This is a genomic window from Sphaerobacter thermophilus DSM 20745 (genome assembly GCF_000024985.1).
Classification (GTDB): Bacteria; Chloroflexota; Chloroflexia; order Thermomicrobiales; family Thermomicrobiaceae; genus Sphaerobacter; species Sphaerobacter thermophilus.
In genome coordinates, this window is sequence record NC_013524.1 from 459,762 (window position 1) to 478,692 (window position 18,931).

Here is an 18,931-nt window from a genome sequence, read left to right on the forward strand (position 1 = left end):
ATGCTCTCGGTATCCCGCACGACCGTCGGCGGTCATCACGCGGCTGGGCATTGGTAAATCTTGACCAATGCCCTGGCGAAGGTCGTTAATGACAGTCGGATGGCTCACCCCCACCGCCTTCGCGTTCGGGTATTGATGCAATTGCATCAATACTCCGGGTGTCCCGGACAACTGTTGAATGATCCACCCCCACCGCCTCTGCGATCCGCCGCGTGCTCCACCCCGTGCGACCACGCGCGCGGGGGTGCCGGGTTCGAGGAAGGTGGTAAATCTTGACCACCTGACATGCGCCCACGCGCGCGGGGGCAACTTGGCATTGAAACATCTGATTCAATGCCCTCGACACATGCGCCCACGCGCGCGGGGGCAACTTCTTCAAATGAATAAGTCGCCTGGGCATCACCATGCGGTTGCCTTTGAAATGTTCGCGGCCGTCGCGGCAACTTGACACGCGTTATTTGGCCCCAGGACGTGCGAAGCGGCCCACGCGAGCAGCTAGAGAGTCCTACGAGCTAACTGCGGCGCTCCTGGGCGATTGTGGCGCGTTGTGGGCGCCTATTGCCATTCCCGGAGGCTGGCCGTACAATGCGAACGGACATAAGAGACGCCCCGCGCTGCGGACACAGCCGGGGCGATGACAGACACCTGACCTGGAGGTGCTGTAGTGAGCAGTCTACCCCAACTCCATACGACGATCTACCCCAACTTCTACCCCAACCCCGGCGTACGGCCCCGGCGCGTGGCGGACGCCTACGGACGAAATGCCTACAGGGACGCGCTCCACGGACGCCCACGGACGGCAGGCTTTGGACTCTTAATCAGCGGGTTCGGGGTTCGAGTCCCTGGCGGCTCACCAAGCCGCATCCAGACGCGAAAATCGCGCTCGCCGGCGCGTCGCCCTCCGCTCAGGAGGTTCGAAAACATGCAGTCGGGGCAGCTGATTCGCCTGGTTTCGGACGACGATCTGGGCGTCTGGATCAGCGCGTTCCTCGACGACTGCCGCCTCGCGAATCTCACCCCCAAGACGCTCCGGTTCTAGGAGGCCAACCTTGGCCGGTTCCGCTGGTGGTGTGAGACGTCCGGCGCCCCGCCCCGGCCGGAGGCGCTGACGCCGGAGACTATCCGCCAGTTCCTACGCTATGTGCAGGAGGCCGAGGGCCGCTGGGGCAAACCCGATCACCCGATGGCGCGGAAGGCCACCAAGGACTCGACGCAACACGCCTACTTCCGCTGCCTGCGCCGCTGGTTCAACCGGCTGGTGGAGCAGGAGGTCATCGCGCGCTCGCCGATGGAGAAGCTCTGCGCGCCCCGTGTCCGGCAAGAGCAGCCGGACCCGTTCTCGCAGGATGAGCTAGAACGCCTGGCCACGGCGCTACGCGGACTGGCGATGGGATGCTGGCCGATCGCAACCGGGCAATCGTGGCGGTGCTACTCGACGTGGGGCTGCGTGCTGCCGAGCTCGCCGCGATCCAGGTGCCGCACCTCTCGATCGCTACCGGCGACCTCTATGTCGACGCCGGCAAGGGCAACTAGCCGCGGCGCCTGCGCCTCGGCGCCCGGGCGCGGTGCCAGGTGCGGCGCTACTGGCTCCGTCACCGGGCGGCGCTCGGCACGGAGGGCGCCTTCTTCCTTGCCGATGACTACGAGCCGCTGACGGCCGGCGGTGTCCACTTCATCACCACGCGGCTTGGCGAGCGCGCCAGCGCGTTCCCCTGCACCCCGCACCGGTTCCGGCATACGTTCGCGGTGAACGCGATCCGCGCCGGGACGGGACTGCTTCAGCTCCAGCAGATGCTCGGACATACCGACCTGACGATGGTGCGGCGGTATGTGAAGCTCGCCGAGGGCGACATCGCCGAGGCAGCACAGAAGCACAGCCCGTTTGACCACATGCGACTCACGTTGTAGGGCGGAGTAGGTGCTTGTCCGGCCTCCAAGCACCTCCGTTCAGCGGCACGGCGTGTTCCGCTGCCGGTTTTTGTGTTTCTCGCTTGTGATGATGAATCGGGAGACATTCAACGGCTCGCGAGCTTACATGTGGATGATGACTGGGCACCAAACGCGCCACATAGGCCTTTCCCACTTTTGTCCCTCATGTGTGGTATGATTTTGGGAAACGGGACGGATGTCCGTCGGCGGGAGTGCGGAGCACATCAGTGGAGCGGATTGAAAGGGGGACGTGTTGAACCTTGCGCCGAACATGTACCTACCGGCACAGGCGGAAAGCAAGCTCGAGCCCCTCGGGTTGACCGTGTCCGTACTCACTGAGTCGGCCCTCGAAGGGCTTCACGCAGCGCTAAGCTGCACAGATAATCATCCGAGGAATGCCCACGGGTTCTACCAGTGGGCGGAGACCGTACGGGCGCTCCGTGACCGCTTGTTGCCCCTGGGGTGGACTCGCCGGGACGAACAGGGCTTCCCCCTCGTGGTCAGCCCGTCGGGGGAGACGTCTCTCGCCGTCGCCAAAGGGGATGAGGGCACCGGCCTGCAACATCGAGTGCCCCAGACGACGTCGAAGAAAGGACCGAAGACCAGGAAGTTGGTGCAACGCAATGTGGTGCAGCTCCAGCTCTTTGCTGAGGAGTCCGTTGATCACTTCGACGAAGGGAGCCTCAAGCATCTAGGCTGGCTGCTCCTGGTTCATCGGGACTTTCACTGTCAGGAACTTCGTTTAGAGCTTTCCCTTCCGGAGGGCCTGAACGCAGACGGCCGGGTCAGCGAATGGAGAGAGCGCATCATCTTGCCCGCCGTCAGCTTCGACGGTGAGATCGGACCGCTGGACCTTGCGGAGATTCCAGCTGCACCAGAGGTGGAGGTGCCGATTGTACGCCGTACGTCGGGGGGCGGAGTATAACCCCACGAGGTTGACTCTTGCTCGCAAGCGACGCGGCCTCAGTATCAGCGCGCTGGCGGAACGGGTAGGTCTCAGTCGACGCAGCATCTTTAACTACGAACGAGGGCGATCCGTTCCCGGCGATCACACCTTGGCGACCATCGCACAGACGCTGGGCTTTCCGATCACGTTCTTCTTCGGTAACGACATTGAGGAGCTGTCGCCCGATGCCGTGAGTTTTCGGGCTATGTCCAAAATGACTGCTGCTCAGCGCGATATGGCGCTGGCCGAGGGGGCGCTCGCACTCCTCATCGACTCGTGGATCGACGAGCGCTTCGAACTGCCACCAGTGGATCTTCCTGACCTGAGTCATGAGACTGATCCCGAGACCGCGGCGATCGCGCTACGTCGGTACTGGGGTTGTGGGGAGTGGCCCATACGAAACATGGTCCATCTCCTTGAGTCGAAAGGAGTGAGGGTTTTTTCCCTGTCCGTTCAGTCAAGAGAAGTAGATGCATTCTCGATGTGGAAAGACTCTACACCCTACGTTTTCCTGAATACGCAGAAATCGGCCGAGAGGAGCCGCTTCGATGCCGCCCATGAACTGGGGCATCTGGTCCTCCACCAGCACGCCATCGGGAGAGGACGTTCCTTAGAGCAAGAGGCAAACGCCTTCGCGTCAGCCTTCCTGATGCCTCGAGCCAGCGTGCTGGCCTATGCCAGACGGACTTACACCGTAGCTACGTTGATCCAGCTTAAGAAGATCTGGGGCGTATCCGTAACGGCCCTCGCTCATCGTCTGCACGCGTTAGGTCTCTTGAGTGACTGGCAGTACCGCCGACTGTGGATGGACATCGCAGCGAAGCGGTACAACGTGAAGGAACCAGATCCTGCTCCGCGAGAGACTTCACAGGTATTCGAGAAGGTCTTCCGGGCTCTGGGTGAAGAGGGTATCACCAAGGCTCACGTCGCCGCAGACCTCGGTATTCCAGAAGAGGAGCTAGATCAGCTCGTCTTCGGGCTTGTGTTCACACAGGTTGGTGGTATGGCCCGCGTAATAGACTCAGGTACACGATCGAACAAGCATCATCTACGTGTGGTGAAGTAAGCAGACGGCCGGCCCCTTGGGCCAGCCGCTTCATCACGAACGGAAGGGGATACGCGGCACCGAGCGTCAGTCCGCTCGACTACGTGCGGTTCATGTTGTAGGAGCACCAGACCGGGTGGACAGCGCTGTCGCCAGGCAATAGACATGCAACGGGGAAACTCCGGTGCCGCGCCAGTGAACGAACTACGATGCGGTTCTACGAAGGATCGCGACCGATGGGTCACAGCGGCTCGGCGCTCGCGACGGCCCAGACCACGACCGTGGCGGTCAAGGCAACGAGCAGTGCCTCTCTGCCAAAGCAGAAGCCGATCAGCACCAGGGCGACCACGCCCGCGGGGATAGAGCTCCGTCGACTCACCTGCGGTACACTCCTTACGCGAGACCTCCCACGCGACGGTGCATGCTCTCCGCCGGAGGTCCGCCAATCCGTACAGCGGCCGCGGTCCGTTTGCACTGGCGCGGCCGCTGTCTCCATAGTACTCGCGAACGCGCCTGCGGGAAGCATCACATCCGCTTACAAGCGCTTCGTGGTTAGAGACTAGGTGGGATATCGCGTCGTTGGGGGAAGTTAGAGACGTGCGTCGTTACACTGAAGGGATAACGTTCTAGGACCTCGACCTCAGATCGCAGCCCCCCGCCGAATCCTCTGGGAGCGCGGAAAGAGACACCCCCGGCGTGATTGATCACACCGCTGAGTGTGATCGCTCACATCATCGGCGAACGCGCCGACGTGTTCCCCCGCAATCCCCTCCACTTCCGACATACTTCTGCATCCTGCGCTGGTGGAACGGCGTGGACACGCTGGGGCGCATCGGATTCGAGATTCTCGCGGGGTTCGTCCTCGTCGCCATCTTCGGCCGGTGGATCGTACCCTACGACCCCTACGCGATTGATGTTATGAACCAGTTCCAGGGGCCGTCCTGGGATCACCCGCTCGGCACGGATCGCTACGGGAGAGATCTCCTCAGCCGCGTCCTCTACGGCACGAGGATCTCGCTCTTCATCGCGCTGGTCTCGTTCGGGGTCGCGTTGGCTATCGGCGCGTCACTGGGCATCATCGCCGGCTACGCGGGTCGGACCACCGACCTTGCCTTGAGCCGGGTGATGGACATCCTTCTTGGCTTTCCGTCGCTGCTGCTCGCGATCGCCATCGCTGGTACCCTCGGCCCGGGGATTCGGAACGGGATCATCGCGATCACCGTCGTGTACATCCCCTTCTTCTTCCGGGTCGCCCGGGCGCCCGTACTAAGTGAGAAGGAGCGCGACTACGTCGAGGCAGCCCGAAGCCTGGGTGCCGCAGGTCCGCGCATCCTCGTGCGACACGTCGTGCCGAATGTCGTCGGGCCAATCATCGTGCAGGCGACGGTTACCCTGGCCTTCGCGCTGCTGACCGAAGCATCGCTCTCGTTCCTGGGGCTCGGTGCGCAGCCGCCGGACCCGGCCTGGGGAGCGATCCTCAACGAGGGCCGGCCGTTCGTCGAGCGCGCCCCGTGGATCTCGATCTTTCCCGGACTGGCAATCATGCTGGCCGTCTTCGGCTTCAATCTTGTAGGCGACGGGATCAGAGACGCGCTCGCTCCCCGGCATCGTGGCATGCGGTCCGGCCCCAGAGCGTGATGCGGGCGCGGCATGAGCGAGGAGCCTCACAGCGCACCTCCGGGTCGTCAGTTAGCTTCGGCCACGTCGACGGACGGGTAGAGGGTCAAGACTCTGCCATGACGTGCCGATCACGTTTGACCGGGACGTCCCGCGCTCTACAGGCCAGGTATCGGCCTGTTCATCGTTCACATCCGCGCGCCGCCGTTGATACCGAGCACCTGCCCGGTCATGAACTCTGACTCGTCCGAGGCGAGGTACACGGCGAGCCAGGCGATATCCTCGGGCTGGCCGATGCGCGGCCAGAGGACGGCCTTTCGGGATTGCTCTTGACCGCGGGCGCGCGACATCTCGGTGTCGATTAGACCCGGCGCGATCGCGTTGACGTTGATCCGATGCTGGGCGACCTCCTTCGCCAGCGACTTGGTCAGTCCGATGACGCCCGCCTTCGCCGCCGCGTACGGAATGCTGCCGGCCGTCCCCTCGACGCCGGTGATGGACGAGATATTGATGATGCTCCCTCGCCCTTGCTCGATCATCAAGGGAACGACGGCCTGGCAGCACAGGAAGACGCTCGTGAGGTCGACCTCGATCATCCGGTGCCACTCATCGAGCGACAGCTCCAGGAGTGTCTTGCCGATGCCACCGATGCCTGCGTTGTTCACCAGCACGTCGACGCCGCCGAAGGCCTCGCGCGCCTGCGCGACCAACTCGCGCACGGCGACTGGGTCCGACACGTCTGCCGTGACAGTTCGATACTGCTGGGGGTCGGGATCGAGCGCGGCGACCGCTTCTTCGAGCAGTGACGCGTTGATGTCGTTCAAGACCACCCGCGCACCTTCGCGAAGGAAGGCCGCCGCGATCGCTCGACCAATCCCGCGGCCCGCCCCCGTTACGATCGCCCGCTTGTTTGCTAACCTTGCTGTCACGTTGGCTCCTCACTCCTCTAGCAGGCCGGCCTGACATCACGCCTGCGCTTCTCCCGCCACGGTGCGCAGCGGGCTGCCTCGGCTAATCGCCGGTGGGCCGCAGGTGCGCTCGCCCGGCGCTGCTGCCACCATCAACGACCAGGGTAGTGCCAGTCACGAAGTCAGCCAGCGGGGATGCCAGCATCACCACCGCGTTGGCGATGTCCCGCGGCTCCCCCGGGCGTCCTCTGAGGATGGCGCTCTTGATCGCGGTCTTGTAGTGCTCGCTCAGATGCGCCCCGCCACACCGAAAGAAACGGGGATTTCGGGACGCAGGAGCACCGCAGCGGCGGCGAACGGCGGTCCGGGTATCGGCTGCGCTACTCTCCGTGGCGCGGACTGCGGACGCGATCACGCAGTGCCGGCGTCGCCGCGGTGCTGCCGCTGGAGCCGCACCTGTGCCCAGAAGAGATCCAGCAGCGTGTCGTGAGGCCCCGCCGGTCAACGTGGTCCGCAAGGTTGAAGCTGGCGAGCACGCTGGCCGGCCGCGCGGTGAGGAGCACCACCCGGGTGCCGATCCGCAGCGCCTCGTCGATGCGGTGGGTGACCAAGAGGATTGTCTTGCGGGTCTCCTTCCCGATCCCGACCAGCTCGTCCAGCGTGATTTGGCGGTTCTCCGGGTCGAGTGCACTGAAGGGCTCGTCCATCAGCAGGATCTCTGGCTCGACCGCCAGAACCCGCGCGATCGCGGCGCACTGCTGCATCCCACCGGAGAGGCGCGTCGGGTAGTAGTGCTCAAAGCCGGTGACCCCCACGAGTTGCAGCTAGCGCGCTGCAGTCTGCCGGGCCGCGGCGCGCGGCACGCCGCGCGCTGAGGCCGAGCACCACGTAGTCGAGGAGGGACTTCCACGGCAAGAGCCGGGGCTCCTGGAACACCACGCTGATGTAGTGGTCGTGGTTGCTGGAGAGCTCGACGGCCTGCCCGTTGAAGCGGATGTGTCTCTGGCTCGGGCTCTCGATCCCGGCGAGGACGCGCAGCAGCGTCGTCTTCCCGCAGCCGTTCGGGCCGAGCAGACAAACCAGCCCGGACTGCTGCACGGCGAGGGTCAGGTCCTGGATCACCGGGATCTGGTACGCCTTCGAGAGGTTCTGGATCTCGAGGGCGTTCGTTGTCGGCCGGGTGATGTCGATCGATGACCGTGGGGTAGCCACGGCTCTCCCCTCTCGTCGTGTGTCTCGGCTGCGGCTCCCCGGTACTCCAAGTGCGGCTTAACTCCCCCCGCACGCGGCCAGGAGGGTGCCGAGACCAGGGGAGGCCATGAGCGTCAGGAAGCTACGGCGCGAGATCATTGCGACTCCTTCCCCCTCGCACCGTCACCGAGAACGCCCGCACGTTGAAGTTCGAAACCGCAAGCTTCGAGAAAGAGTAGGGGAGCCGGGGGCGGCCACCGCCCCGGTGCTCCATCTTGCGTTGAACGTGGAGCGGGTGGACTCTACTTCGGCGTGGTCCAGGTCACGCCCTTGTCGGCGAGGTACTGGCGCAGGCCGTGGAGGTCGAGGGACAGCTCCCCGGCCATGATCTTGCCGCGCGTGACCTCTTCACGGGCAGTGCGAGCCGCGGCGGCTTCGGCGACCTGCGCGGCCGTCTCCCGCGGGACGACGACCACCCCATCGTCGTCGGCGACGACGATGTCACCGGGCCGGATGTGCACGCCGCAGCAGACCACGGGGACATTCACCCAGCCCGGCGTGGCCTTGACCGTGCCGGCCGCGGAGATGGCCGTCGACCAGATGGGGAGATCGAGCCGCCGCAGGTCTGCTACGTCGCGCACGCCGCCCTCGATGATGATTCCGGCGACACCCCGCACCTTGGCCTGCCGCGCCAGGAGTTCGCCGACCATGCCGCAGGTGGTCGGAGCGGTCGTCGTGATGACCAGCACGTCGCCCGGCTGGCAGACGTCGAGCGCCGCGTGGATCATCAGGTTGTCGCCGACGTGGTTCAGCGACGTGACCGGCGGCCCGCAGATCGACCAGCCCTCCTTGATCGGGCGCATGGCAACGTCGAGCAGGCCCTGCCGCCCCATCGCCTCGTGCACGGTGGCGACGCCGTGCCCGGCGAGTGCCTGGACCGCCGCCGGATCCGGCCGTTCGATCGTCGGGATGACACACGGTTTCATCGTTGCTCCACCTCCACGTTCCGCTACAGTCCGCCCACGAGCGCGGCAGGCGCGTCGCTCGCCCTGCCCGACCGGACGGTGAGTTCGCTGGACAGATCACGCATCGACATCGGCCAGTCGGGACAATACCGCCCGGCCCGGGGCGCAGTCAAATGCGCCGATGGTCTGGCTGGTGCGCGCCCGCTTGCCCGGGGCCGTCGAGGTCGCGTAGACTGCCCACACGACGTAGGTGAAGCGATGCAGGGGCAGCCGGATGCCGGTGGCACCGGTCGAGCACGGCATGGCCCCGGGTCTGGAAAGGAACGGTGAGCAGATGGCTGGATCCATGGCGGTCGTCAGCGCCCACGCGGCGGACTTCGTCTGGCGAGCCGGCGGCACCATCGCCAAGTACGTGCGGCACGGCTGGGACGTCAACGTGGTCATCATGTCGCTCGGGGTGCGGGGCGAGTCGGCCAGCCTCTGGCGCACCGAGGGCCAGACGTACGAAGAGGTCGCACGGATTCGCCGCGAGGAAGCGACGCGCGCCGCGGAGGTGCTCGGCTGCCGTCTCCACTTCTTCGACCTGGTCGACTACCCGATGGAGATCACCCCGGAGGTCATGGACCGCCTGGTCCGCTTCTTCCGCGAGGTCCGGCCCTCGATCATCCTCACCCACGGGCACAAGGACCCGTTCAACCCGGACCACCCGGTGGTGCACAAGGCGACGGTCGAAGCCCGGCTGCTGGCCGGAGCCGCCGGGGTCATGCCGGAGATCCCGCCGATCGCCCCGCCGCGCCTGTTCGGCTTCGAGCCACACCAGACCGAGATGAGCGAGTTCAAGCCGGAGATCCTGGTCGACATCACCGCCGACTTCGAGACCAAGCTCAAGGCCATGCAGTGCGTCCCAACCCAGACCTACCTCATCGAGTTCCACCGGCAACTCGCAGAGGCACGGGGCTACCACGCACGCCGCAACGGCCAGAGCCGCGACGTCAAGTACGCCGAGGCCTTCCAGAGCTACGTCCCCATCGTCACCGACATGCTTCCGTAGAACACGTTCGCCGACACCCAGCCGGCCCCGGTTGTTGCACCGGGGCCGGGCTGGAGCCCAGTCTACGCCTGAAGAACCCGCGCGAGCAGGCGTGCCGCCGCGCCGCGGGAAAGCTCATCATGGCAGAACTAGTTGCGGAACGAGCGCAGGCACTCGTAGCAACTGGTCTCCGCGCCACACGAGCACTCGCGAACGACCTCCAACGCCTCGACCAGCACCGGCCTCAGCGCCCGCCCGATCCGCCGCACATGCCCCGCCCCACCCGGCACGTCGTCGATATGCTGCGACGAGACCTGTGCTACATCGCGAGACAAAGCGCGTCGGGGGAGGCTCCGTATTGACCAGATACGCCGGCTCGGCTATCACCGGAGCGCGTCATCCGGCGAGCAGCAGGAAAAAGGAGTGGCGGCATGGTGAACCGTGTGCGGTATGAGAAGCGCACCTGGCCGGAGATCCAGGAGTTCGTGCGGCGGGACGCGGTGGTGGTGATCCCCACGGCGGCGGTGGAGGAGCACGGGCACCACCTGCCGCTCGACACCGATGTCCTGATCGCCTCACACATCGCGACCCAGGCGGCGTTGCGGGCGTCCCACCCTTGCCTGGTGATGCCCACCATCTGGATCGGCTACGAGGGCCACCACATGGACTTCCCGGGCACGATCGACGCCGACTGGGACCTGTTCATCCGCTACGGGCTGACGGTCACGCGCAGCCTGGCGCACCACGGGTTCCGCCGCATGATCGTGCTCAACGGGCACGGTAGCAACCGACCGCTGATCGAGGTTATCGCCCGGCAGACCGTCATCGAGCGACCCGACACGCTCTGCGCCGCCATTAGCTGGTGGGAGCTGAGCGATGCCCAGCGCGTCTTCAATGAGATGCGGGAGTCGGAGGTCACCAGCCACGCCTGCGAGCTGGAGACGTCGGCCTACCTCGCCATCGAGCCGGAATCGGTCCAGATGGACAAAGCGGTGCGCGACATGCACTACGACATGTCAACCCACGTCTGGAGCGACCTGATGGGCCGCAAACCGGACCCGGCGTTCAAGAACCCGGTGAAGATGATGGAAATTTGGAGCACGATGTCCGAAACCGGGACGCGCGGCGACCTGACGACGGCGACCGCCGAGAAGGGCCGTCTCGTGCTCGAGGCCGCCATCGCCGAGTTCGCCGCGCTCATCGACGAGCTCGGGTCCCGCCCGATCAAGGAGCCGCGGGATCACCACGAGCGCTAGGATGCCAGGTGAGCGTGCCTCCTCATGGCCGTACCCGGACGCGGGCGGCGAGGAAGTCGAGGAGGACGCGGAGTACGGCGAGGATGGGGACGGCGAAGATGGCACCGCGCAGGCCGTCGATCTCGCTGGCGGCGATGACGGAGAGCAGCACGATGATCGGGTGCACGCGGACCGCCTGCCCCTGGATCCGGGGCGTCAGCAGGTTACTCTCGACCTGCTGGATGGCGATGTAGAGCACGATGACCAGCACCCCGGTGGTCGGCGACTGGTAGAAGCCGAGCAATACCGCGGGGATGGCTCCGAGGAAGGCGCCGAGATAGGGGATGATCGCAGTGAGCGACACCCAGGCGCCGAGCAGCAGCGGGTAGGGGACCCCGAGGATCCAGAGCGCGATCCCGGAGAGTGCCCCCTGCACCAGCAGAGAGATGGTCAGGCCCCCAAGGTAGCGGGACAGAGAGGAGCCGAATTCGTCCCACAGCACCATGGCGTCGCGGCGGTAGTGCGACGGGGTCAGGCGCAGGTAGGCGGCCTTGACCCGCCGGCTGTCGATCACGAGGTAGATCGCGACGAAGATGATCCCGAACGTCTTCACGCCGAGGTCGAACACGCTGCTGGCCGCTCCGAGGATGTTGGCCAGGAGGCTCTCGGCAACCTGCGTGGCGCGTTCCAGCGCGCCCTGGCGCACGTCCTCGATCACGGCCTGGGTGTCGGGCGACACCAACCCTCGCTCCTGCAGCGCCACGATCACGTCGACCAGGAGCCGGTCGCCCGCGTCAGCCAGATCCGGGATCGAGTCGATCAGGCCGCTGAGCTGTTCGATCAGGATCGGGACGAGGATGAGCAGCACCAGGACCAGGGTCGCCACGAGCGACAGCATGGTCAGCAAGATGGCGACGGCTCGCGGCATCAGCCGCTCGAGGAGGCGCGTGGGGAACGAGAGGATGAGCGCCAGCAATGCGCCGCCCAGGCTGATGGTGAGGATGGTCGGCGCCGCCCGGACGAGCAGGACAAGGCCGACCATCAGAGACAGGATCAGGATGTTGCGAGTCCGCGGGGAGATGAAGATCGGCGTTGGCCGCATGGCGGCTTCCGGCCGCGCCGCGTGCTCCGGTTCCTGTGCCGCGACCCGTTCGTCGCCTGACCGCTGATCGTCATCCATCCTGTCGCCGCACCCTCACCTGGATAACCCATTCGGTTCGCCCGAGAAGGATACCCGGTGTTGCCGCTGCAGGCGACGGGCGCCGGGAGCCGAATGGCGCGGCGGAATGGCGCAGGGCGCCGCATGGGCTTGGTGTGCCGTCGAGCTGGCGGTCCGCAGCCTCACGCCTCGGGCTGCAGTCCCCAGACACGCGCAAGCTGCTCCACTGCCCGCAGCCGGTCTGCCTGGTTCGGCAGGAAGGTGGTCACCATGATCTCGTCGGCCTGGGACTCCTCCGCCAGCTCGCGCATCCGCCCGGCTACCGTCTCCGCATCACCGAAGATGACGTTCTGCAGCAGCGGCTGCGCCCGCTGGAGGTCGAGGGGCGACAGTTCGATACGCTGGGCTTCCTCAAAGGTCGGCATCCGTGAAGGGCGCCCCGCGGCAAGCGCAGCCATCCCGATCTCGACGATCTTGAGCAGTTCGCGGGCATGCTCGTTGGTCTCCCCGACCACCACGCCGACGGCCAGGATGGCATGCGGAGACTGCCGATACTCGGAGGGCTGGAAGCGCTCACGGTACATGCGCATGGCCGGGATCGCAGCGCCGAAGTTGATGTGCGCGGCGAAGGAGTAGGCCAGGCCGACCTCCGCGGCGAGCTGCGCGCTGAAGGCGCTCGACCCCAGGAGCCAGATGGGCGGCAGGCGCACGTCCGCCGGGGTGACCTCGATAGCGCGGAAAGGATGGTCCTCGGGGAAGCTCCGGCCGTCGAACGCCAGCAACTCGGCCAGGAGTTGGGGATATTGGTCGACCCGCAGCGCCTCCTCGGAACGGCGCAGCGCGAAGGCGGTCAGGGTGTCCGTGCCGGGTGCACGACCGAGGCCGAGGTCGATGCGTCCCGGATGCAGCGCCTCCAGGAGACGGAAGGCCTCTGCGACCCGGAGTGGGGCGTGGTTCGGCAGCATCACCCCGCCCGCACCGACGCGGATCGTGCGGGTATGGGCCGCCACGTGGGCGATCATGATCTCGGGCGAGCCGCTGGCGAGGCCAATCGTGTTGTGGTGCTCGGCGAACCAGTAGCGCGTGTAACCCAGTCGCTCGGCGACCTGCGCCAGTTCCACGGCGTTGCGCAACGCCGTCGCGGAGGTCGAGCCAGATTCGATCTGACAGAGATCAAGAAAAGACAGCGGTAGTGACATCGGGAATCCCTTGCTATGCGGGCGATGGCCGTCCGCGCGGCGCTGTCGCTCCTGAGTCTATCGCCCGCGCACGGGTCCGCCAACGCGCCTGGCCACCGCGAATCGAGAACCGAATCTATGCAGAAATGTATTGCTGCCAGTTCGCCTGGGTGCTATCGGTACCCAACGAACAGGACGACAGGATAGAGCTGGCTCGCTTCATGCGGTAATCCGGTCACCACCGGATCGGAGCCGGTTCAGCGAATCCGAAGGAGGCAGCGATGGTTGAGCGCCCCGACCTTCCTGAGGTCGAAGAGCAGATGGAGATGGCGTCCGCCGCAGCGGCGAGCGCGCTGGTTGATCCCGCCGCCGTGGAGTTGCTGGACGACGAGGACATCCACGACGAGGAGCTGGAGGAGCTGCTGATCCAGGAGATCACGATCGACGGGATGTGCGGCGTCTACTGAGGGTGCTGGCATGAGACGGACGGACCGGATCACGCTCGCGCCGACGGCCGCGCTCCGTCCTGAGCCCTTCGGCGCACTCGTCTACACCTACCACGAACGCCAACTCTTCTTCATCGAGCCGCGGCTGCTGCCGTTCCTGCAATCGGAAGGAACCGAGAGCGTCGGCGAGATCGCCGACCGCCTCGTCGCCGAGGGGAAGCTCGGGGCAGACGCCGTGCCGCGCATGCTGCTCCTGCTCGAGGGGCTGCGCCGCAAAGGAGTCATCGATGTCGTATGAGCTGCTCCGTCGCGGGCTGAGCGCGCCGATCTGCCTGACCTGGGAGATCACCTACGCCTGCAATCTCCAGTGCGTCCACTGCCTTTCCTCCTCCGGCCGGCGCGCGCCGGACGAGCTGACGACGGAGGAGGCGAAGCGGCTCATCGACGAGTGGGCGGAGATGAAGGTCTTCTACATCAACGTCGGAGGCGGGGAGCCCATGACGCGCCCCGACTTCTTCGAGTTGATGGAGTACGCGATCTCCCGCCGCATCGGGGTGAAGTTCAGCACCAACGGCACGCTCATTGACGACGCCGCGGCGGACTGGATCGCCCGCACCGACTACCTCGATGTGCAGATCAGTCTCGACGGGGTGACCGCCGAGATCAACGACCCGATCCGGGGCGAAGGGTCATACGCGCGGGCACGCCGAGCGATGGACCTCCTCGCCGCGCGCGGCTTCCCGTTCAAGATCAACACGGTGGTGACCCGGCGCAGCTTCGCGGACCTCGACGCGATGTACGACCTCGCCCAGCACTACGGCGCGCAACTCCGCGTGACCCGCCTGCGCCCCTCCGGCCGCGGCCGCGAGGTGTGGCACGCGCTGCGCTTGACTCGCGACCAGAGCCGCGCGCTTTATGACTGGCTCAAGGCGCACCCGGACGTGCTCACCGGCGACTCGTTCTTCCACCTCTCAGCGCTGGGCCAGCCGCTGGACGGCCTGAACATGTGCGGCGCCGGTCGGATTGTCTGCTGCGTCGACCCGCGCGGGGATGTCTACGCCTGCCCCTTCGCGCTGTCGGAGGAGTTCAAGGCGGGCAACGTGCGCGAGCGCTCCTTCGCCGAGATCTGGCGTGAGGCGCCGCTGTTCGCGCATCTGCGCGAGTGGGAGGTCGGCGGCACCTGCCAGCAGTGTGGCGCCTACGGGCGCTGCCACGGCGGCTGCATGGCGGTGAAGTACTTCACCGGCACGCCGCTGGACGATCCGGACCCCGAGTGCGTCTTCGCTCCCGAGACCGGGCCGACCGACATCGTCCTGCCGCTGACGCTCCAGCCACGCCCGATCCGCGTCCCGCGCGCCGCCCGCGCGGCTGCCGGCGACTAACTGCGGCAGTCAACCCTCGGAGACTATCCAGAAGCGCCGTATACCATGTTCGGGTGGGCGCTGGAACAGATGTCAACCTGAGCGGAGCCGTCCGCCGTGGTGCGGCGGGCAGCGGCTCCATCCGAGTCGAAGGATCTCCCGCTGCTGACCAGATCCGACGTGAGATCCTTCGACTTCGCCGTCGGCGGCTCTCGCCGCCGACGGCTCCGCCCCGGATGACATGACCACGAGGGATAACGCCGACATACCCACGCGGAGGACGGAACAGGCGGTGAGCACGGAGGAACGGCCAGGCGGCTCAGCGGAGGCACCAACCGCTCGCGATGCAGCCGCGGCGGTGCTGCGATGCCGGCTCGCGCCGGGAGTGCGCCTGGTCGAGCGCGCCAGCGGGTCGTGGGTCGCCCTGTCCGACCCGCTCCGGGTCTGGCGCGTCCGGCCGGCGGCCCTGCGGCTGCTGGCCGAGTGCCAGGCCGGGCAGACGGTGGCAGCCGCGGCAGCCGCGGCCGGACTGCGTCCCGCGACAGCGCTGCGCCTGCTCGAGCGGCTGGCCGAGCAGGGCGCGGTGTACTTCGAACCGCTCGGCGTGGACCCACCGACCGTCTCCGTGGTGATCCCGGTCCGGAACCGCCCGAAGGCGATCCTTGCATGCCTCGACGCGCTCGACCCGCTGGTCTATCCGCGCGACCGGCTCGAAGTGATCGTCGTCGACGACGCCTCAACCGACGAGACGCCGGACATCGTCGCGCGCTGGACAGGCAGCATCACCGTGCGGCTGATCCGGCTCCCCTCAAGGCAGGGGGCCTCAGCCTGCCGCAACCAGGGCGCCGCGGCGGCGCGAGGGGAGGTGCTGGCGTTCACCGACAGCGACTGCCTCCCCGCTCCCGGCTGGCTGCGCGATCTGACACCCGAGCTGGCCATCCCGGGCGTGGTAGCGGCCGGAGGCGCGGTGCTCCCGATCGCCGAGGACGGCTGGCTCCAACGCTACGAGGCAGTGCGCTCGCCGCTCTGGCAGGGTCCGGCGCGGGCAGTCGTTCGGCCGCGTGCCCCGGTGTCGTACCTGGCGACCTGCAACCTGCTGGTGCGGCGAGAGTGCTTCGAGGCGGCCGGTGGCTTCGCTGCCATCGAAACCGGGGAGGATGTCGATCTGATCTGGCGGCTGTGTGCCACGGGCGGGCGCGTGCACTATCGTCCCGACGGCGTGGTCCGGCACGACCATCGGGACCGGCTCTGGCCGTTCCTGCGGCGCCGCGCGGCTTACGCGGCGTCGGAAGCGGAACTGCTGCGACGACACCCAAACAACGTGCGCTACCTTGTGGTGCCGCTGACACTCACGGCCGGGCTGGCCGGAGCGCTAGCTGCGGCCGCGAGTAGAAGGGCGCGGCTGGCGCCGCTCGGAGTCGTGCCTCCTCTGGTTGACCTGGCACTCGCGGTTCGGCGGACCCGCCGGGAGGGCGTGCCGCTGGCGCCGGCGTCGGTCGCGCGGGCTGTGGTACGGGGCTACGGTGCGGCGCTCTACTGGGGCTCGGTGAACCTGAACCGCTACTACGCGATCCCGGCGCTGGCGCTTAGCCTCGCGGCAGGGCGCCGTGCTCCCGGACGCGGGCTGCGAGCGACCGTCGGGCTCGCGCTGATCGGCACGGCGGTGGCGGATTGGGTGAGGCTCCGGCCACGGCTCTCGCTGCCGCGCTTTGCCGCGGCGCATATGCTCGATGCCCTCGCCTACAACGTGGGGGTGCTGGTCGGTTGCGCGCGGCATCGCACGCTCGCGCCGCTGCGGCTTCAGATCGTCCCCAGTCGATCATCGGGCCACATGCCCCAGGAGCACAGCAGCCCGAAGGAATCACCCTCGCCCGGAAAAGCGGGGACGACGACTACGCCGCCAGGCAGGCGTTGATGGCGGCCGGAATGCCGCTGAGATCGGAGACGACGGCGCAGCGTCCGTCGCCGATGGCCGCAAGGCGCTGGCAGGCAGCGATCGACTCCGCACTCCGGCCGGTGGCCACGACGTGGAGCACCGGGAACGCAGCCGCGATCCGGGCGGCCGGCGGCCCGGCGGTCTGCACGCCGTCGCTGAAGAGGAGCCCAATCCGCTCCTGGGTATCGGCCCGCTCCAGTTCGTCCAGCCCCGCCTGCAGGCCGAGTCCGAGGTCGGTCAATCCTCGTCCGCCGAGCGAGAGGACCCGGTCGAGCAGGAGGTCGAGCGGGACGGACTCGTCGAGCCGCTTGAGGACGGCCGCATCGCGCCAGAAGGCGATGACCGCGAAGGGGTCCGAGGCAACTCGAACGGCGACGGCAGCCAACGCCAGGGCGGCCTGGAAGATCGCGGCGCCCTTCATCGAGCCGGAGATGTCGAGCATCAGGGCGTAGGCCCGGCGCCGTCGCCGCCGCTCGAGGACGAACAGGTCCTCGTCGGCCGGTCGCGGCGTGGTGAGCAGCCGCTCCAGCGATCGTTCCAGATCCAGATCTCCCGCCTCACCCCGATAGGGGACGCTGGTGAGCCGGCCACGGGTGCCGCGCCCGCCGATGTCGCGCCGAGCCTGCCGCACGATGACCTCGCGGGCCAGACGGCGGGCAAGGGACCGCAGGTCGGCGCGGTCGGCGAGATCGACCAGCTCGGCCAGCACGTCCAGCGGCTCCACCTCCGCGTCGGCCAGCGCCGCCTCCAGCACACCGCGGTCAACCGGATCGCGGAGCCGGTCCGCCAGGTGTGGGTGCCGCGCGGCGAACCCGTAGAAGGTTCGCTGGCCGGCGCGGCGGCGCGTCGCGGCCTGCTGGGCCTCATCCCCCAGGTAGACCCGACCCGGCTGCGTGCCGGAAGCCCTCGGGCTGCCGTCTGCCCGATCCGGCGCCACGGCACCGAGCCTGTCGGGGTCCACCTGGGTACCCTCGGGCCCGACGCCCTCATCGTGATCGGCGGCATCGGGCGCACCGGGCGGTGGGTCGGGGGTCTCCGCTAACGCCGCCAGAACCACCTCCGCGACGACATCGTCAGCGTCCCGCCGCGCCGACTCCCGCACCGCGACCTTGATCGCCAGCGCCGCCTGCGCCGCCGCCACTAGAGACCGCCGCGCCTCCGGGTCGTGGCCGGCGGCAGCGAGGCTGACACGCCGCAGTTCGGCCAGGCGCTCGCCGATCAGCACGAAGTCGATCGCACCGCGGACCGAGGCGCCCATCCGCAGGTCGGGGTGCTGGCGGGTTCGCCGGACGACCTCCACGGCGAACGCCACCAGCCACGGATCGCGACTGCCGGTGCGGCGGGCCACGATCTCCCGCTCCTCGGCGGCAGTCTGGTAGTCGAGCCGGACGCGGCAGAGCCGGTCGGCCACCGCACCGCTGAGCCGGCCGGTCCCGATGTTGTCGAACGGGTTCATGGCCGCTATGACCCGGAAGCCGGGGGCGGCCTGGACGGTTCCGACGCGCGGGATGGTGATCTCCCGCTCGGCCATGGCCGCCAGCAGGGTGTTCAGCGTGTCCTCCGGCACGCGGTTGAACTCCTCAATATAGAGGAAGCCACCGTCGCGCATCGCCAGGGGCAGCGGGCCGTGGACAAAGGTGTCGGCGGTGAAGTCGTCCTGGAGGACGCGCGAGGGAGCATGGTGGCCGACCAGCTTGGCGGGCGTCAGGTCGGCATTCCCCTCGACGAAGTGGAGCGGGATCTGGTCGGCCGCCGTGATCGCGCGGAGGATGGTCGACTTGCTGGTGCCTGGCGGGCCCTCCAGCAAGAGGTCGCGCCCAGCGGCCAGTGCGGCGAGGATGAGCTGCAGCTCATCCTCGCGCCCGACGATCTCCTGCGCGATCCTGGCATACAGCCGCTGGATGTCCATGGGGATGCCGATCACTCGACGCAGATCCAGTCGTCGCCCGCTCCACCCACACCGGCCCAGCTCGCACGGAGCCATG

Annotated in this window: 22 protein-coding genes; 11 read left to right on the top strand and 11 right to left on the bottom strand. The window is 67.3% G+C overall.

Going from position 1 to position 18,931, the window contains the following annotated elements:
* The first annotated feature begins 1,392 nt into the window (after nt 1–1,392).
* The 4 genes from STHE_RS18850 to STHE_RS14235 all read left to right on the top strand — a co-directional run bounded on the left by STHE_RS18850 (nt 1,393) and on the right by STHE_RS14235 (nt 3,941).
* Nucleotides 1,393–1,533: a phage integrase family protein gene (locus STHE_RS18850; RefSeq protein ID WP_148220109.1), complete on the top strand. Its 141-nt coding sequence runs from the start codon at nt 1,393–1,395 to the stop codon at nt 1,531–1,533.
* A 39-nt stretch (nt 1,534–1,572) separates the two neighbouring features.
* On the top strand, nt 1,573–1,908 hold the full coding sequence (locus STHE_RS14225) for a site-specific integrase (protein ID WP_041400390.1): 336 nt from the start codon (nt 1,573–1,575) through the stop codon (nt 1,906–1,908).
* Between the two features lie 274 nt (nt 1,909–2,182).
* A complete protein-coding gene (locus tag STHE_RS18195; protein ID WP_148220110.1) occupies nt 2,183–2,854 on the top strand; it encodes a hypothetical protein in 672 nt (223 codons plus the stop codon).
* Entirely contained in the window at nt 2,763–3,941 is a 1,179-nt protein-coding gene (locus STHE_RS14235) for a helix-turn-helix domain-containing protein (RefSeq protein ID WP_281047878.1), read from the top strand. Before STHE_RS18195 ends, STHE_RS14235 begins: the two co-directional genes overlap by 92 nt.
* Before the next feature lie 220 nt (nt 3,942–4,161).
* On the opposite strand, the gene STHE_RS19110 is transcribed toward STHE_RS14235, so the two are convergent.
* Entirely contained in the window at nt 4,162–4,299 is a 138-nt protein-coding gene (locus STHE_RS19110; protein ID WP_012873291.1) for a hypothetical protein, read from the bottom strand.
* Nucleotides 4,300–4,733: 434 nt separating this feature from the next.
* Here STHE_RS19110 and STHE_RS14240 point away from each other — a divergent pair, with 434 nt between their 5' ends.
* Nucleotides 4,734–5,558, top strand: coding sequence for an ABC transporter permease (locus STHE_RS14240; protein ID WP_148220111.1), 825 nt, complete (start codon nt 4,734–4,736; stop codon nt 5,556–5,558).
* A gap of 167 nt (nt 5,559–5,725) precedes the next feature.
* Here the strand turns inward: STHE_RS14240 and STHE_RS14245 are convergent, their stop codons facing one another.
* The 6 genes from STHE_RS14245 to STHE_RS18855 form a co-directional block, all read right to left on the bottom strand.
* Complete coding sequence (locus tag STHE_RS14245) at nt 5,726–6,466, bottom strand: SDR family NAD(P)-dependent oxidoreductase (protein ID WP_012873293.1); 741 nt, start codon at nt 6,464–6,466, stop codon at nt 5,726–5,728.
* An 82-nt stretch (nt 6,467–6,548) separates the two neighbouring features.
* Nucleotides 6,549–6,860, bottom strand: a complete 312-nt coding sequence (locus tag STHE_RS19470; RefSeq protein WP_245534923.1) for an SDR family oxidoreductase — start codon at nt 6,858–6,860, stop codon at nt 6,549–6,551.
* The gene (locus tag STHE_RS19580) at nt 6,826–7,260 is read right to left on the bottom strand and encodes an ATP-binding cassette domain-containing protein (RefSeq protein ID WP_052295385.1); all 435 of its coding nucleotides are present in this window, start codon (nt 7,258–7,260) and stop codon (nt 6,826–6,828) included. Before STHE_RS19580 ends, STHE_RS19470 begins: the two co-directional genes overlap by 35 nt.
* Nucleotides 7,241–7,657 carry an ATP-binding cassette domain-containing protein gene (locus STHE_RS19585; protein WP_052295386.1) on the bottom strand — a complete coding sequence of 139 codons (417 nt, stop codon included), beginning with the start codon at nt 7,655–7,657 and terminating at the stop codon, nt 7,241–7,243. Before STHE_RS19585 ends, STHE_RS19580 begins: the two co-directional genes overlap by 20 nt.
* A gap of 281 nt (nt 7,658–7,938) precedes the next feature.
* Nucleotides 7,939–8,622 carry a 4-carboxy-4-hydroxy-2-oxoadipate aldolase/oxaloacetate decarboxylase gene (locus STHE_RS14255; RefSeq protein WP_012873294.1) on the bottom strand — a complete coding sequence of 228 codons (684 nt, stop codon included), beginning with the start codon at nt 8,620–8,622 and terminating at the stop codon, nt 7,939–7,941.
* A gap of 96 nt (nt 8,623–8,718) precedes the next feature.
* The gene (locus STHE_RS18855; RefSeq protein WP_148220112.1) at nt 8,719–8,904 is read right to left on the bottom strand and encodes a hypothetical protein; all 186 of its coding nucleotides are present in this window, start codon (nt 8,902–8,904) and stop codon (nt 8,719–8,721) included.
* A gap of 31 nt (nt 8,905–8,935) precedes the next feature.
* On the opposite strand from STHE_RS18855, the gene STHE_RS14260 reads away from it, so the two are divergent.
* Complete coding sequence (locus tag STHE_RS14260) at nt 8,936–9,652, top strand: PIG-L deacetylase family protein (RefSeq protein ID WP_041400392.1); 717 nt, start codon at nt 8,936–8,938, stop codon at nt 9,650–9,652.
* Between the two features lie 128 nt (nt 9,653–9,780).
* Here STHE_RS14260 and STHE_RS19680 read toward each other — a convergent pair whose 3' ends face one another.
* Complete coding sequence (locus STHE_RS19680) at nt 9,781–9,921, bottom strand: DUF1998 domain-containing protein (RefSeq protein WP_425376006.1); 141 nt, start codon at nt 9,919–9,921, stop codon at nt 9,781–9,783.
* 141 nt (nt 9,922–10,062) lie between these two features.
* On the opposite strand from STHE_RS19680, the gene STHE_RS14270 reads away from it, so the two are divergent.
* Nucleotides 10,063–10,887 (top strand): creatininase family protein, encoded by an 825-nt coding sequence (locus STHE_RS14270; protein WP_012873296.1) that lies wholly within the window; start codon nt 10,063–10,065, stop codon nt 10,885–10,887.
* A 22-nt stretch (nt 10,888–10,909) separates the two neighbouring features.
* On the opposite strand, the gene STHE_RS14275 is transcribed toward STHE_RS14270, so the two are convergent.
* Together STHE_RS14275 and STHE_RS14280 are read right to left on the bottom strand one after the other, a co-directional pair.
* Nucleotides 10,910–12,046, bottom strand: coding sequence for an AI-2E family transporter (locus STHE_RS14275; protein ID WP_012873297.1), 1,137 nt, complete (start codon nt 12,044–12,046; stop codon nt 10,910–10,912).
* A gap of 161 nt (nt 12,047–12,207) precedes the next feature.
* Nucleotides 12,208–13,224, bottom strand: a complete 1,017-nt coding sequence (locus tag STHE_RS14280; RefSeq protein ID WP_012873298.1) for an LLM class flavin-dependent oxidoreductase — start codon at nt 13,222–13,224, stop codon at nt 12,208–12,210.
* A gap of 260 nt (nt 13,225–13,484) precedes the next feature.
* Here STHE_RS14280 and mftA point away from each other — a divergent pair, with 260 nt between their 5' ends.
* From mftA to mftF, 4 genes are all read left to right on the top strand, one after another.
* Nucleotides 13,485–13,670 carry a mycofactocin precursor MftA gene (gene mftA / locus STHE_RS14285; RefSeq protein ID WP_012873299.1) on the top strand — a complete coding sequence of 62 codons (186 nt, stop codon included), beginning with the start codon at nt 13,485–13,487 and terminating at the stop codon, nt 13,668–13,670.
* Nucleotides 13,671–13,680: 10 nt separating this feature from the next.
* The gene (gene mftB / locus STHE_RS14290; RefSeq protein WP_012873300.1) at nt 13,681–13,947 is read left to right on the top strand and encodes a mycofactocin biosynthesis chaperone MftB; all 267 of its coding nucleotides are present in this window, start codon (nt 13,681–13,683) and stop codon (nt 13,945–13,947) included.
* On the top strand, nt 13,937–15,031 hold the full coding sequence (gene mftC, locus STHE_RS14295; RefSeq protein ID WP_012873301.1) for a mycofactocin radical SAM maturase: 1,095 nt from the start codon (nt 13,937–13,939) through the stop codon (nt 15,029–15,031). Before mftB ends, mftC begins: the two co-directional genes overlap by 11 nt.
* A 271-nt stretch (nt 15,032–15,302) precedes the next feature.
* Nucleotides 15,303–16,925, top strand: a complete 1,623-nt coding sequence (mftF, locus tag STHE_RS14300) for a mycofactocin biosynthesis glycosyltransferase MftF (RefSeq protein WP_012873302.1) — start codon at nt 15,303–15,305, stop codon at nt 16,923–16,925.
* Here mftF and STHE_RS14305 read toward each other — a convergent pair.
* Nucleotides 16,903–18,870 (bottom strand): AAA family ATPase, encoded by a 1,968-nt coding sequence (locus STHE_RS14305; RefSeq protein WP_245534924.1) that lies wholly within the window; start codon nt 18,868–18,870, stop codon nt 16,903–16,905. The two genes, mftF and STHE_RS14305, sit on opposite strands and share 23 nt — an antisense overlap.
* Nucleotides 18,871–18,931: the final 61 nt, after the last annotated feature.

Bases quoted from the DNA above. Each gene is read 5' to 3' on its own strand.
- STHE_RS18850 (WP_148220109.1), top strand. From the start codon at position 1,393: ATGCTGGCCGATCGCAACCGGGCAATCGTGGCGGTGCTACTCGACGTG.
- STHE_RS14255 (WP_012873294.1), bottom strand. From the start codon at position 8,622: ATGAAACCGTGTGTCATCCCGACGATCGAACGGCCGGATCCGGCGGCG.
- STHE_RS18855 (WP_148220112.1), bottom strand. From the start codon at position 8,904: ATGCCGTGCTCGACCGGTGCCACCGGCATCCGGCTGCCCCTGCATCGC.
- STHE_RS14260 (WP_041400392.1), top strand. From the start codon at position 8,936: ATGGCTGGATCCATGGCGGTCGTCAGCGCCCACGCGGCGGACTTCGTC.
- STHE_RS14270 (WP_012873296.1), top strand. From the start codon at position 10,063: ATGGTGAACCGTGTGCGGTATGAGAAGCGCACCTGGCCGGAGATCCAG.
- STHE_RS14275 (WP_012873297.1), bottom strand. From the start codon at position 12,046: ATGGATGACGATCAGCGGTCAGGCGACGAACGGGTCGCGGCACAGGAA.
- STHE_RS14280 (WP_012873298.1), bottom strand. From the start codon at position 13,224: ATGTCACTACCGCTGTCTTTTCTTGATCTCTGTCAGATCGAATCTGGC.
- mftA (WP_012873299.1), top strand. From the start codon at position 13,485: ATGGTTGAGCGCCCCGACCTTCCTGAGGTCGAAGAGCAGATGGAGATG.
- mftB (WP_012873300.1), top strand. From the start codon at position 13,681: ATGAGACGGACGGACCGGATCACGCTCGCGCCGACGGCCGCGCTCCGT.
- mftC (WP_012873301.1), top strand. From the start codon at position 13,937: ATGTCGTATGAGCTGCTCCGTCGCGGGCTGAGCGCGCCGATCTGCCTG.